Origin of the sequence: Rhodococcus opacus (assembly GCF_012396235.1) — a bacterium.
In the GTDB taxonomy this organism is placed as follows: Bacteria; Actinomycetota; Actinomycetes; order Mycobacteriales; family Mycobacteriaceae; genus Rhodococcus_F; species Rhodococcus_F opacus.
In genome coordinates this window covers 191,173-204,959 of sequence record NZ_JAAXPA010000004.1, presented here as the reverse complement: position 1 = coordinate 204,959, position 13,787 = coordinate 191,173, and the positions used below count along the sequence as shown (strand labels likewise).

The window sequence follows — 13,787 nt, the reverse complement described above, 5'->3', positions numbered from 1 at the left end:
CTAGCCCTCCCCGGGGTTGGTCAAGAGCACTCCGGGAAGGGTGTAGTGTTGTCAATGCAACGCGGGGTGGAGCAGCTCGGTAGCTCGCTGGGCTCATAACCCAGAGGTCGCAGGTTCAAATCCTGTCCCCGCTACCACTGGAAACGGCTCCGGAGATTCAATTCTCCGGGGCCGTTTTTCGTTGTTCCACATCCTCCAGGACTAGAACGTATTCTCGTACGTGAGGCCTCAGGAGGGACAGTGCAGCTCGCCGACGTCGATCTCTACAACCCGGACACCTTCGCGAAGGGCGTGCCCCACGAGATGTTCGCCGTGTTGCGGCGGGAGGCACCGGTCTACCGGCACCTCGACGAGCGGGGCGACCCGTTCTGGTGCGTCACCCGGCATGCCGACATCGTGACGGTGAACCGGGACGCCGAGACGTACTCGTCGTGGCGGGGCGCCACATACATCGACGACCTGAGCCCCGACGACCTGGCGGGCCAGCAGCTGATGATGCTGAACATGGACCCGCCCGACCACACGGCGCTGCGGAAGATCGTGAGCAAGGGTTTCACGCCCCGCCGCATCGGCCAGCTGCACGAGATTCTCGCGAGGCGGGCCACGACCATCGTCGACGCGGTGATCGAGCGCGGCGAGTGCGACTTCGTCGTCGATGTCGCGTCCGAACTCCCGCTTCAGGCGATCGCCGATTTCCTCGGGGTGCCCCAGGAAGATCGCAAGCTGATCTTCGATCTGACGAATCAGATGATCGGCTCGTCCGATCCGGAATTCCATCTCGAGGAAGGGCAGGAACGGGCGGCGGCGGCCCAGATGTTCGCGTACAGCCTGGAGATGTTCGAGGACCGCAAGAAGCACCCGCGCGACGACATCGCAACAGCTCTCATCCAGGCCGATGTACACGGCGAGAAGCTGGGCGAACTGGATTTCAACATGTTCTTCATGCTCCTTGCGGTCGCGGGTAACGAGACCACCCGCAACGCCATCTCACACACCCAGCTGGCGCTGATGGAGCATCCCGAGGAGCGCAGGAAGGTGCTCGAGGATCCGTCCAAGCTGGACGCTCTGATCGAGGAGGGGTTGCGCTGGGCCACCCCGGTCATGCAGTTCCGCCGGACCGCGACCACGGACACCGTGCTGCACGATGTCGAGATCTCCGAGGGCGACCGCGTGGTCATCTGGCACATGTCGGGAAACCGCGACGAGGCGGTGTTCGACGACCCCTACACGTTCGACATCGACCGCCCTACGGGCCACTACTCCCAGCACATTGCGTTCGGCGGCGGCGGTCACCATTTCTGCCTCGGCGCCAACCTCGCTCGCGCCGAGATGAAGGTGATGCTGGGCGAGATTCTGCGTCGCATGCCGGACATGGAACAGACGGCACCGGCACAGCGCCTGCGCTCCAACTTCATCAACGGGCTCAAGCACATGCCGGTGACGTTCACACCCTCGTCCATCTGAGCGGAGCGCCGCCTTTTCTGACAGCCTGGTCGAGTGAACAACGTCGACGCAGTGGTCATCGGGTCCGGTCCCAACGGACTCGTCGCGGCCGCGACCCTGGCAGATGCGGGCTGGGACGTCGCGGTCGTGGAGGCGCAGCCGACGCCCGGCGGTGCGGTGAGGTCGGCGGAACTCGTCCCCGGCTTCACGTCGGACCTGTTCAGCGCGTTCTATCCCCTGTCCACCGTGTCGCCGGCGCTCCGCGGTCTCGACCTCGAGTCGCACGGACTGCGGTGGAGTCACGCGCCCAGCGCGCTCGGGCACGCCCGCTCGGCTGCCGACGAGGACGCGCCGGTGATCCACCCGAACCCCGCGGACACGGCCGCCGACCTCGAACGCCGCCAACCCGGTGACGGCGTCGCGTGGACGGCGCTCGTCGAGCAGTGGCACGACATCAAGGAACCGCTGCTGAGCACCCTGTTCAGCCCGTTCCCGCCCGTGCGTGGTCCGAGCCGACTGCTGCGACAGCTGGGGACCGCCGAGTCGCTGCGGCTGGCCCGATTCCTCCTCCTGCCCGCACGGCGGATGGCCCATGAACTGTTCCGGAGCGAGGCGGGTCGACTTCTGTTGCTGGGTAACGCGATGCACGCCGACACCCCGCCGGACGCAGCGGGCAGCGGCGTCATGGGTTACATCCTGACGATGCTCGCCCAGGACGGCGGTTACCCCGTTCCGGTGGGCGGCGCGGGCGAATTGTCGGCCGCGATGGTGCGCCGGGCCGAGCACGCGGGTGCGCACTTCCACTACGGCGACGCCGTGACCGGGATCGACGTCCGGTCGGGTCGCGCCGTGGGGGTACGGACGGCGTCGGGTGTCCGCTACACGGCACGTCGGGCGGTGATCGCCGACGTCTCTGCGCCCGCACTGTACGGGTCGCTGCTTCCCGACCACGCCGTCCCCGCCCGCGTGCGGGCCGACCTCGAGCACTTCGAGTGGGACACGCCCGTCCTGAAGGTCAATTACGCCTTGTCGCAGAAGATTCCGTGGCGTTCCCCCAGCCTGAGCGGAGCGGGCACCGTACACCTCGGTGCCGACGACAACGGACTCGTCCGCTGGATGGCCGACCTGACCACCGGCACCGTTCCGTCCAGCCCGTTCCTGTTGTTCGGGCAGATGACGACCGCGGATCCCACCAGGTCACCGGCAGGTACCGAAAGCGCCTGGGCGTACACGCATCTACCGCGCGACGTCACCGACGACGCGTCCGCCGATCTGCTGGCCGCGCGGGTCGACGACGTCCTCGAGGCGCACGCACCGGGTTTCTCGGAGCGGGTCGTCGGACGGGTCGTCCAGCGCCCGTCGGATCTCGAAGCGGCCGACGCGAATCTCGTGGGTGGCGCCGTCAACGGCGGGACGGCGCAACTCCATCAGCAGCTGATCTTCCGGCCGGGGCCGGGCACGTCCCGTTCGGAGACGCCGGTTCAGGGCCTGTACCTGGGAAGCGCCTCCGCACACCCGGGTGGCGGCGTACACGGGGTGTCGGGCCTGAACGCCGCCCGCGCCGCGCTCGGCGAGGACGGACCGCGTGGGTGGCTGCGGCGGCGCACGTCGCGCGCCGTCATCGACCTGTTGTCGAAGGGACCGATACCCTAATTTGTCCCGTGCCGGGGTACCTCACCGTGCAATGATCTGAGTCGTCGAATTCGGACCACGAAGGGGCATCATGCAGCATCGAGAATCGTCCTTCGCCGGCGTCGGCGGAATTCCCATCGTCTACGACGTGTGGCTCCCCGAGCGGCGCCCGCGCGGCGTGCTGGTTCTGTGCCACGGCTTCGGGGAGCATGCCCGGCGCTACGACCATGTGATCGAACGACTCGGGGAGCTCGACCTCGCTATCTACGCGCCCGACCACCGCGGGCACGGGCGGTCGGGCGGCAAACGGGTCCACCTGAAGGACTGGAGCGAGTTCACCGACGACCTGCACCAGTTGTTCGGCATCGCGTCGACGGACTGGCCCGGCACCGACCGCTTCCTCCTCGGGCACAGCATGGGCGGTTCCATCGCGCTGACCTATGCACTCGACCACCAGCAGGACCTGAAGGCACTCATGCTGTCCGGGCCTGCGGTCGACGTGACGAGCGGCACGCCGCGCATCGTGGTCGAGATCGGCAAGCTGGTGGGTCGCTTCCTCCCCGGAGTGCCCGTCGAGTCGCTCGACGCGAAGCTGGTCTCCCGCGATCCTGCGGTCGTATCGGCCTACGAGGAGGATCCTCTCGTCCACCACGGAAAGGTGCCTGCCGGGATTGCGCGCGGAATGATCCTCGCCGCCGAACGGTTGCCGGAGCGTCTGCCGTCGTTGACGGTTCCCTTGCTGCTCCAGCACGGCCAGGACGACGGACTCGCGAGTGTGCACGGCACGGAACTGATCGCGGAGTACGTCGGTTCGGAGGATCTCACGGTGGAGATCTACGAAAACCTGTTCCACGAGGTATTCAACGAACCGGAGAACGAGGAGGTACTCGACGACCTCGTCGAGTGGTTGCGACCGCGCGTGCAGTCCTGACTTCGGCGGGGGTGTTCTGCACCCCCGGCCGATGGATGCCAGGATGGGCTGATGAAACGTCACGTCAGCGCCACTCTCGACATCGAGGTCACCGACGCCACCAGTCTCGAATTCAAGATCGCGGTGGCCCGGACCCCCGGTTCGGAGTTGTCGGAATCGCTGACGTTCACCCTCGACGGTCATCGTGTGGAGGCACGAGAGATGGTGGCGGAGCACGGCACTCGCGTCCACCTCCTGGACAGTGAACCCGGCTCGCTGCACGTCGAGTACTCGGCTTCGGTTGCGGGTAAAGCCGATTCGCCTCCAGTCACCGACTACGACCTGTCGAAGTATCTGCGCCCGAGCCGATATGCGGAGGCGGACAAGTTCTTCGGTTTCACCGGCGGCGAATTCAATCTGTCCAAGCCGCACCCGGAACTACTGCAGGACATCACCACGTGGGTGGGGTCGCGATTGCTGTACCAGGCGGGTTCGAGCAGATCCACCGACAGCGCCGTCGACACGATACTGTCCGGGGCGGGCGTGTGCCGTGACTTCGCCCACCTCACGGTGGCGCTTCTGCGGGCCGTCACCATTCCGGCGCGGCTGGTGGCCGTGTACGCGCCGGGGTGCGATCCGATGGACTTCCATGCTGTCGTCGAGGCGTTCGTCGATCACGAATGGCGTGTGGTCGACGCGACCCGATTGGCTCCGCGTTCGGCACTCCTGCGGATCGCGACGGGTCGCGACGCCGCGGACACGGCATTCCTGGACAATCACGGAGGGGCGATCACGCTCGAGAACACCGTGGTGACAGCCGTCGTCGACGGCGAATTCCCGTCCGACGACTACGCGACACCCACCTCACTGACCTGACGGGTCAGGTTGCGTCCGAAAGCCTTTCGGTGAGCACGCCCACCTGAATCTTCTTGGCGTCGGCGTGCACCTCGCGGCCGGCGTCGGTGACGTCGACGAACACACCTCGCCGGTCCGCCTCGCACAGCGACCTCGCGACCAGGCCCGCCTTCTCCAGCCGGGCCACGCTCCGGGACAGGGCGCTGGGGCTGAGGTACATCTCGGCCGCCAGGTCCTGCATCCGAGGTCGCTCGCAGGTGGCGTCCATCAGTCGGTCGAGCGTCTCGAAATCACTCATGCTCAGGCCGTGAGCGTGTTGCATCTCACGATCCAACTCGCAGGCGATCTCGTTGTATCTGCTCGCGAGCAGCCGCCACGTGCCGCGCAGGTCCGCTTCAGAGCTCATGCCCCGCACCCTAGCGCGCATACGCAAAAGGTGCAAGCGAATTAAATGCAAAAGAAATTAGTGCTTGCGCATTGATTGCACGTGCATTTACATTCTTCCTGTGACTATCAGCGACGCCACCCCGGACCTCGCCACCTCGTCGGGCGCCACTACGACCCCGTCGACCGACCAGGCCTGGACGCCCCGCCTCTGGGGCGTCCTGGCCGTGCTGTGCCTCGTCATGTTCCTCGACGGTCTCGACGTCTCGATGGTGGGTGTTGCGTTGCCCTCCATCGGAACCGAGTTGGGGCTGTCCACCACCTCGCTCCAATGGATCATCAACGGATACGTACTCGGATTCGGTGGTCTGCTGCTGCTGGGCGGACGCACTGCCGACCTCCTCGGACGCCGCCGCGTCTTCTTGATCGCACTCACCGTGTTCGCGATCGCGTCCCTGGTCGGCGGACTCGTCGACAACGGCACGCTGCTCATCGCGAGCCGCTTCGTGAAGGGACTCGCCGCAGCGTTCACCGCGCCGACCGCGATGTCCATCCTCACCACCACGTTCAAGGAGGGGCCCGCCCGCAACCGGGCCCTGTCGATCTTCTCCGTCTTCGGAGCCAGCGGCTACTCGTCCGGCCTGATCCTGGGCGGACTACTGACCAGCGCCGGGTGGCGCTGGACCTTCCTGATGCCGGTGCCGTTCGCGGTTCTCGCCCTGGTCGCGGGCGCCGTCCTGATCCCCCGCGACCGCGCCGCCGACAACGGCGGACACGACATCGTGGGAGCCGCCACGCTGGTGTCGGGGATGCTGCTCGCCGTCTACACCGTGGTGTCGGCACCGGCCCGCGGCTGGGCCGATCCGCTCACGCTGGGCTCGTTCGCACTGGCCGCAGCCCTGCTGGCGTCGTTCTTCGTCGTGGAGAACCGGGTGGCGCACCCGCTGGTACGTCTGAGCATCCTCCGGGTCGGCTCGATCGTGCGGGCGAACCTCAGCATCGTCGCGCTGTTCGGCTCCTACCTGAGCTTCCAGTTCATAATGACCATCTTCCTGCAGTCGGTGCTCGGATGGTCGCCGCTGGAGATGGCGCTGGGCCTCCTGCCCGCCGGCATCATCGTGGCCTTCGGATCGCCGTTCGTCGGACGTCTGATCGACGCGTTCGGCACGGCACGCATGATCATCGCGGCACTGACCTCGTTGAGCCTCGGCTACCTGTGGTTCCTCTTCGCGGGGAGCGACCAGCCCCACTACGCGGTCGCGATCCTGCCGAGCGTGCTACTGCTGGGCGTCGGTTTCGCGCTGGGCTTCACGTCGATCATGGCCCAGGCCACGTCGGGCGTCGACGACTCCGAGCAGGGGTTGGCGTCGGGCCTCGTGCAGACATCCGCACAGGTCGGTGCAGCACTCGTGCTGGCACTCACCACCGCGCTCGTCACCGCCGGCTCGCACACGGCCACCGGTATCAGCGGCGCCGGGTTCCACCAGTTCCACTCCGGCCTCGTGCTGGTCACGGGAGTCGCGTTGCTGGGATTGCTGATCACGGTGTCACCGCTGCTTCGCAGGGTGCTCAACCCCGCATAGGACCCGGACGGCGGAACGGGTGGGCACAGGCCCACCCGTTCTGGTCGTTCAGGCCGAGTGCCGCTTCGACTCCGTGAGCGCGCGGGACGCGAAGTCGACGGTGAGTCCGATGATCATGCGACTCTCCCGCAGCACCTTGCCGATCACGGGGAACGCGTGGATCTGCCCACTCCAGATGTGGGTCTCGATCTGCCGTCCCTCGCGATCGAACCTGTCCGTGATGATCTCGACGTCGGGCCGCATGATCTCGTATTCGGCGGCGGTGAGGAAGACGGGCGGGAACAGTGCCGGATCCGCGTTCACCGGAGACTGGGCGCCCGGAATCTGATCGGGCCCGGCCAGCCAGCGATCCTTGAGCTTGGCCACCTGCGACATCGGCAGGTACGCGTCGCGTTTCATGAAATCCGGGTCGTGATCCTCGAGGTCGAGGTTGAGCAGCGGAGAGTACCCGATGACGGCTGCCGGGCGGGTGAGGCCCCGCAACGCGGCAACTTCCGCGACCTTCATCGCGAGGTACCCGCCCGCCGAGTCCCCCGCGACGATCACCCTGCTGGGGTCGTCGCAGACGTTCAGCACCTCGGTATACGCGGTCATGGCGTCCACCAGCGACGCCCCGATCGCACCCTTGGGAAGCTGCCGGTACTCGACCGAGACGACGGGTGCACCCGAACGTGCGGCGAGCAGCCCGCACAGTGCCCGGTGGGTGGCGAGCCCGCAGAACACGAATCCGCCGCCGTGGAAGTAGAGGATGGTGGCGCCGTCCATCGACGTGATCGTGGGTCGCGGATGGGTGATCTTCTCGCACGGCACCCCGCCGAGCGAGATCGCCTCGATGTCGAGGCCCTTCGGCTTGGGAAGCCGGTCGATCAGCTCGTCGAGGGTCGCCAGCAGTTCGATGCCGCGGTCCGTCGTCGGCCATATCGTGAACAGCGGTTTGACGAAAGCCCTGGCAAACCAGAACGTCATGCGCGCCCGCCGACTGACATTCCAGTGCCACACGATCGATTCACGCGTTCGCATACTGCCCTCCGTTGTATCGGACGCTTGTCCAGCCAAGTGGACACCCTAGGGCGATCCGGAGAGAAACGCACCCGAAACTGTCACGTCCGCTCCCCGAGACCTCCCGCCACGGTAAGTCGAAGTCGCCCGTTGCCGAGCGACTTCGACTGATTTTCGTCCGATTGCCGGAGGTTCACCGAGCCAGTCGCTCCTCCAGCCGAGCGATGATCTCGGTCGCCACCTGGGTGGGCGATCCGCCCACGTCCACCACGATCGCGTCCTCGTCCGGCTCGATCGGTTCGAGCGTCGAGATCTGCGTGTCCAGCAACGACGGGGGCATGAAGTGGTCGAGCCGGGCGGTCAGCCGTTCCCCGATCTGCGCCCGCGACCCGGCGAGATGCACGAAGACGACGTTGTCGCCCCGCAACACATCGCGGTAGCTGCGCTTCAGCGCCGAGCAGGTGATGACCCCGGGAAGACCGTTCTCGGTGTGTTCCCGAATCCACCCCGCGACGACATCGAGCCACGGCCAGCGGTCCTCGTCGGTCAACGGCTGCCCCGACGCCATCTTCGCGACATTCGCGGGTGGGTGCAGGGCGTCTCCCTCCTGCAGGTCCCAGCCCATGGCGCCGGCGATGATCCCCGCGACCGTCGACTTCCCGGACCCCGACACCCCCATCAGCACCAGGACCGGATCCGCGGTCTGCGGCGTGCGTCCTGCAGATTCGCGCGTACTCACGTGCATCTCACCAACCTCACTCGACATTTCTCAGCCCCTCTAGATGAATACGCTCAGTGCGAGGACACCGGCCAGACCGGTGACGGAGATGATGCATTCCATCACCGTCCACGTCTTCAGGTTCTGTACCACCGTGACGCCGAGGTATTCCTTCACCAGCCAGAATCCCGCGTCGTTGACGTGCGACAGGAACAGCGAGCCGGACCCGATCGCCAGCACCATCAGCGAGACGTGCGTGGAGGTCAGCTCGGCGGCGACGGGTGCGAGGATTCCGGACGCGGTGACGGTCGCGACGGTGGCCGATCCGGTGGCGACGCGGATGAGCACGGCCACGAGCCAGGCGAGGAACAGCACGGGAAGGGCGCTGTCCTTGATCGCGTCGGCGATCACGTCGGCGATGCCGGTGTCGATCAGGACCTGCTTGAATCCGCCGCCGGCGCCGACGATGAGGAGGATTCCGGCGATCGGGGGCAGTGAACTCTCCAGCGAGCCGGCGATGGCCTTGCGGTCCATGCCGCCACCCCGGCCGAGGAGCGCCATCCCGGCGAGCACCGCGAGACCGAGGGCCACCACCGGCGTTCCGAGGAAGTCGAGCAGCGCCTTCGCGGGCGACTCCGAGTCGGCGGCGATGACGTCGGCGATCGCCTTGCCCAGCATCAGGACGACAGGCAGCAGGATCGCGGACAGGGTTGCCGCGAAGCTGGGCCGGCGACGCTCGGCGGCGGCTTCCGCGCCTTCCCGGTCCTCGACGGTCACGTAGAGCTCGGGGACGGGGACGTCCACCCAGCGTGCCGCCAGCTTGCTGAACAGCGGCCCGGCGATGACGACGGTGGGAATCGCGACGAGGACGCCGAGCGCGAGGGTGAGTCCGAGGTTGGCGTTCAGGGCCGCCACCGCGACCAGTGGCCCGGGGTGCGGCGGAACGAGACCGTGCATGGCCGACAGACCTGCCAGCGTGGGAATCGCGATCCGCATCAACGACAACCCCGAACGACGCGCGACCAGAATGATGACGGGCATCAACAGCACGAGGCCGATCTCGAAGAACATCGGCAGGCCGATCACGGCGCCGACCAGCGCCATCATCCACGGCAGCGTCCGCGGGCCCGCCCGTCCGACGAGGGTGTCGACGACGCGGTCGGCGCCACCGGAATCGGCGAGCAACTTGCCGAACATGGCACCGAATCCGATCAGGATTCCGACGCTGCCCATCGTGGCCCCGAAGCCCTCGACGAACGACTTCACCGAGTCTTGCCCACCCAGACCTGCGGCGATGCCGACGCCGACGGCGCCGATCGACAGCGCGAGGAACGGATGGAGTTTGAGCCAGGTGATCAGCGCGATGATGACGGCGACGCCGACGACGGCGGCCGTGATCAGCCGCGCGTCGTGGCCGGCACTGTCGGCCGCTGCGAGTAGTGACGCGGTACTCATTCTGTTGCTCCAGGGAGATCGGTGATGGAATGACCCTTGTTCGTGACTCAGGTCACTCTGCCTCATAAACCATATGATTTCAAGGCCGAACCCAATTAAGTACTACTTAGAGTCTGAATCGCGCGCCAACGTGTGTTCAATGGGGGCAGCCGTGGGAACATCGGCGGATGACCAACGCAGACGGCGGCGAGTACCGGCAATTGCACGAAACGGTGCTCGATCGGCTCGGTAGCGACATCGTGGCCGGAGTCGTCGCACCCGGCACCCGGATCTCCGCCGACGACGTGGTCACCCAGTACTCCGTCTCCCGCACCGTCGTCCGCGAGGTGGTCCGCGTTCTCGAATCGCTCGGCCTGCTGGCCGTCCGACGTCGCGTCGGGATCACCGTCCTGGGCGAGGAGCACTGGAATTCACTGGATCCGAGCGTGATTCGGTGGAAGTTGGCCGGCCCGCAGCGGTTCGAACAGCTGTCGAGCCTGAGCGAACTGCGGTCGGGTATCGAACCGCTCGCCGCGCGTCTCGCGGCAACCCGGGCGACACCGGAACAGTGCGGGGCGCTGACGGCGGCCGTCATCGGAATGTCGTCGACGTCCCGCGCCGCGGACACGGACGCCTATTTGGCCCACGACTCCGATTTTCACCGCACACTGCTGACCGCGTCGGGGAATCCCCTGTTGCGCGCGATGTCGCAGATCGTCGTGGAGGTGCTCGAGGGCCGCACCCGGCACTCACTGATGCCGCACGTCGCCGAGACCGAAGCAATCCGCCTGCACGGCGTGGTGGCGTCGTCCATTCAGATGGGCGACGCCGACGCGGCGGAGGCGGCCATGCGCGCGATCGTGAGCGAATCCGCGACGGCAGTCGAGCAGATGAAGGACGAAGAAGACACCCACGAGTGAGGTACTCGCGGGTGCCTTTCTCACAGCTCGGTGAGTCTTATGCGACCGAATCCGATTGCATGGCTTCGAGTTCCACGCCCTTCGTCTCCTTGACCCAGCGCAAAACGAAGACGAGTGACAGCACGGCGCACACGGCGTAGAAGCCGTAGGAGATTCCCAGCGAGAAGTCCTTCATCGACGGGAATGTCACGGTGATGAGCCAGTTCGCGGCCCACTGGGCGCCCGCCGCGAGGGAGAGGGCGGCGGCGCGGATGCGGTTGGGGAACGCCTCGCCGAGCAGGACCCACACCACGGGACCCCAGGACATTCCGAAGGCCACCACGAAGAGGTTGGCGGCGACGAGGGCGATCGGGCCCTGCAGTCCGGTCAGGTGCGGCGTCGTGACGCCGTCCACGACGGTGGTGGACGCGGTTCCGAAGATGAACGCCATGGTCGCGAGCGTCACGGCCATACCGGCGGAGCCGATGATCAGCAGCGGTCGCCGGCCCACACGGTCGATGTACGCGATGGCGATGAGGGTGGTGGCGATGTTGACCACCGACGTGATGACCGTGATCTGCAGCGAGCTGCCCTCGTCGAAACCGACGGCCTGCCACAGGACGCTGGAGTAGTAGAAGATCACGTTGATACCGACGAACTGCTGGAAGACGGAGAGTCCGATGCCGATCCACACGATCGGCATCAGGCCGAACGCGGAGCCCTTCAGATCACGGATCGACGGTTGCGTCTCACGGGCCAGCGTCGAGCGGATGCTCTCGATCTTGAGGTCCAGGCCCTTCTCGCCGAGCAGGACCGCGAGGATGCCGCGGGCCTCGCCGAGGCGGCCCTGGGCGATCAGATAGCGGGGGGATTCGGGAATCGTCAGCGACAGCAGTCCGTAGGCCAGTGCGGGCACGCACATCGCGAGGAACATCCAGCGCCAGGCCTCGAGCCCGAACCAGAGTTCTTCCTGCGACCCGCCGGCGAGGGCAGCGAGGGCGTAGTCGACCAGGAGCGAGACGAAGATGCCCGTGACGATCGCGAGTTGCTGCAGCGACCCGAGACGTCCCCGCACCCGGGCGGGCGAGATCTCGGCGATGTAGGCGGGTGCGATGACCGAGGCCAGACCCACGCCGATGCCGCCGACGATCCGGAACGTCACCAACATCTCGACGTTGGCCGCGAATCCGGTGCCGATGGCGCTCAGCAGGAACATCACGGCAGCGGCCCGCATGGTGACGAGGCGTCCGTACCGGTCGGCGATCCGGCCGGCCAGCATCGCTCCCGCCGCGGCCCCCAGCAGCGCCGAGGCGATCGCGAATCCGAGGAGAGCGGAATCGACCTGGAACTTGCCCTCGATCGCCGACACCGCGCCGTTGATCACCGCACTGTCGTAGCCGAACAGCAACCCGCCGAGTGCGGCGACGACCGCGATACGGACGGGAACCGAAGTGCCCTCTGCTGTGTCGCCGGGCGATTCCGCGCCGGGCAACAGGACGTTTTCAGTCATGGGACTCCTCGTGAGCAAGGGGGTGATCAAGACTCGGATCGAGCCGAGGCCTGCGCGAGAGCGCATTCGTTGTGGTGTGGAACACAGTAGGCAACGAACACAGGAATCGTCAAGACATGAACACAGATAGACGGATATGACCGATTTATGTTCACTGATGAACACTCAAGGCGGCAGAGCCTTGTCCGCGAGAGGAGCGAATTCAGCGGCGAACAGTCAGGCCGGAAGCGCAGATCGCAGACCCAGCGCGACGGCGCCGAGCACCTGCGCCCGCGGGCCGAGTTCGGCCACGCGGATGTCCAGGGAACGGACCGCACTGGGCACCGCGTAGCGGCCCACCACCTCGCGCATCGGCCCGAGCAGAAGTTCGCCGGCCAGCGCGAGTTCGCCGCCGATGACGAGTCGTTCGGGATTGACGAGGTTGCACAGGCTCGCTACCGCGACGCCGACGTGCCGCCCTGTGTCGGCGAGCACCCGGATGCAGGCGGCGTCACCGCCCTCGGCCATCGCGACGATGTCGGCGATGGTGAGATCGGGACCGCGACTCGGGGCGAGCAACCCGATCACGACGTGCGAGGCGACGAGGGTCTCGAGGCAGCCGCGGTTGCCGCAGCGGCATACCTGACCGAACTCGTCGAGGGTCAGGTGGCCGATTTCGCCTGCGGTGCCGCCTCTTCCGCGGTACAGCCGGCCGTCGAGGACGAGGCCGGCACCGACTCCGTCGGACAGTTTGATGTAGGCGAGATCGGTGGTTCCGCGGCCCGCTCCCCACATGTGCTCGGCGAGCACGCCGAGGTTCGCGTCGTTGTCGACCTGCACCGCGGTGCCGAGATACTCCGACGCGATGGCGGCCGCATCGACACCGACCCACCCCGGGAGGATCGACGGGCCACCGACCTCGCCGGTGTCGGTCTCGAGCGGAGCGGGCAGACCCATCCCGACCGCGAGGACGGACGTACGGTCGCAGCCGAGGCGATCGAGCGCCGCGTCGAGAAGGGCGCCCGCCTGCACCACGCCGTCCGCGGCGCGGTGCCCCGCACCGAGTTCGACGCGCTCCTCGGCGAGCACCTCATGTGCCATGTCGGCGACGGCCACGGTGAGATGGCGATGCCCGAAGTCGATCCCGACGGCGAGCCCCATCTTGCGGGTCAGCTTCACCGCACGGCCCCGCTGGCCCGGGTGGTCGCCGCCCGGCACGGCAACCATCCCGGCCGCGGTCAATTCCTTGACCATGTTGGACACGGTGGCGGGCGCCAGCCCGGTGCGGCGCGCGATCTCCGCCTGGGTGAGCTCACCCGACGTCTGGAGCGCGCGGACCACACGGTGCTGGTTGGCGGACTTCAGCGAGGACTGAGAACCCGGCCTCGGGGAGTCACCGTTGTCACTGTCGCGCACGACATCACCGTACCGCGCCGCTTCT

The 13,787-nt window shown here is 66.9% G+C and carries 12 protein-coding genes and 1 tRNA gene; 7 read left to right on the top strand and 6 right to left on the bottom strand.

The genetic code is table 11. The features are described from left to right. The first annotated feature begins 60 nt into the window (after positions 1-60). From HGB39_RS06925 to HGB39_RS06905, 5 genes are all read left to right on the top strand, one after another. Positions 61-137: transfer RNA gene (locus tag HGB39_RS06925), tRNA-Met, on the top strand. Positions 138-240: 103 nt separating this feature from the next. Continuing rightward, the gene (locus tag HGB39_RS39810) at positions 241-1,464 is read left to right on the top strand and encodes a cytochrome P450 (RefSeq protein ID WP_005569476.1); all 1,224 of its coding nucleotides are present in this window, start codon (positions 241-243) and stop codon (positions 1,462-1,464) included. 33 nt (positions 1,465-1,497) lie between these two features. Continuing rightward, positions 1,498-3,096 (top strand): phytoene desaturase family protein, encoded by a 1,599-nt coding sequence (locus HGB39_RS06915; protein WP_064080057.1) that lies wholly within the window; start codon positions 1,498-1,500, stop codon positions 3,094-3,096. Between the two features lie 70 nt (positions 3,097-3,166). Then, positions 3,167-4,006 carry an alpha/beta hydrolase gene (locus HGB39_RS06910; RefSeq protein WP_005573891.1) on the top strand — a complete coding sequence of 280 codons (840 nt, stop codon included), beginning with the start codon at positions 3,167-3,169 and terminating at the stop codon, positions 4,004-4,006. 51 nt (positions 4,007-4,057) lie between these two features. After that, positions 4,058-4,861, top strand: coding sequence for a transglutaminase-like domain-containing protein (locus tag HGB39_RS06905; protein WP_005573890.1), 804 nt, complete (start codon positions 4,058-4,060; stop codon positions 4,859-4,861). Between the two features lie 4 nt (positions 4,862-4,865). Here the strand turns inward: HGB39_RS06905 and HGB39_RS06900 are convergent, their stop codons facing one another. Further along, positions 4,866-5,246, bottom strand: coding sequence for a MarR family winged helix-turn-helix transcriptional regulator (locus HGB39_RS06900; RefSeq protein WP_005264071.1), 381 nt, complete (start codon positions 5,244-5,246; stop codon positions 4,866-4,868). A gap of 64 nt (positions 5,247-5,310) precedes the next feature. Here HGB39_RS06900 and HGB39_RS06895 point away from each other — a divergent pair, with 64 nt between their 5' ends. Then, complete coding sequence (locus HGB39_RS06895) at positions 5,311-6,807, top strand: MFS transporter (protein ID WP_043793601.1); 1,497 nt, start codon at positions 5,311-5,313, stop codon at positions 6,805-6,807. Positions 6,808-6,855: 48 nt separating this feature from the next. Here the strand turns inward: HGB39_RS06895 and HGB39_RS06890 are convergent, their stop codons facing one another. The 3 genes from HGB39_RS06890 to HGB39_RS06880 form a co-directional block, all read right to left on the bottom strand. Continuing rightward, the gene (locus HGB39_RS06890; protein ID WP_005264069.1) at positions 6,856-7,827 is read right to left on the bottom strand and encodes an alpha/beta hydrolase; all 972 of its coding nucleotides are present in this window, start codon (positions 7,825-7,827) and stop codon (positions 6,856-6,858) included. A 172-nt stretch (positions 7,828-7,999) separates the two neighbouring features. Continuing rightward, positions 8,000-8,551 (bottom strand): gluconokinase, encoded by a 552-nt coding sequence (locus HGB39_RS06885; protein WP_005573887.1) that lies wholly within the window; start codon positions 8,549-8,551, stop codon positions 8,000-8,002. Positions 8,552-8,584: 33 nt separating this feature from the next. Further along, positions 8,585-9,979, bottom strand: coding sequence for a GntP family permease (locus tag HGB39_RS06880; RefSeq protein ID WP_005264067.1), 1,395 nt, complete (start codon positions 9,977-9,979; stop codon positions 8,585-8,587). A 167-nt stretch (positions 9,980-10,146) separates the two neighbouring features. Between HGB39_RS06880 and HGB39_RS06875 the strand changes: the two genes are divergently transcribed. Next, positions 10,147-10,878 (top strand): FadR/GntR family transcriptional regulator, encoded by a 732-nt coding sequence (locus tag HGB39_RS06875; protein WP_005251406.1) that lies wholly within the window; start codon positions 10,147-10,149, stop codon positions 10,876-10,878. A gap of 37 nt (positions 10,879-10,915) precedes the next feature. Here the strand turns inward: HGB39_RS06875 and HGB39_RS06870 are convergent, their stop codons facing one another. Both HGB39_RS06870 and HGB39_RS06865 read right to left on the bottom strand, forming a co-directional pair. Beyond that, entirely contained in the window at positions 10,916-12,367 is a 1,452-nt protein-coding gene (locus tag HGB39_RS06870; RefSeq protein ID WP_005251404.1) for a sugar porter family MFS transporter, read from the bottom strand. Positions 12,368-12,583: 216 nt separating this feature from the next. After that, positions 12,584-13,762 carry an ROK family transcriptional regulator gene (locus HGB39_RS06865; RefSeq protein ID WP_005573886.1) on the bottom strand — a complete coding sequence of 393 codons (1,179 nt, stop codon included), beginning with the start codon at positions 13,760-13,762 and terminating at the stop codon, positions 12,584-12,586. Positions 13,763-13,787: the final 25 nt, after the last annotated feature.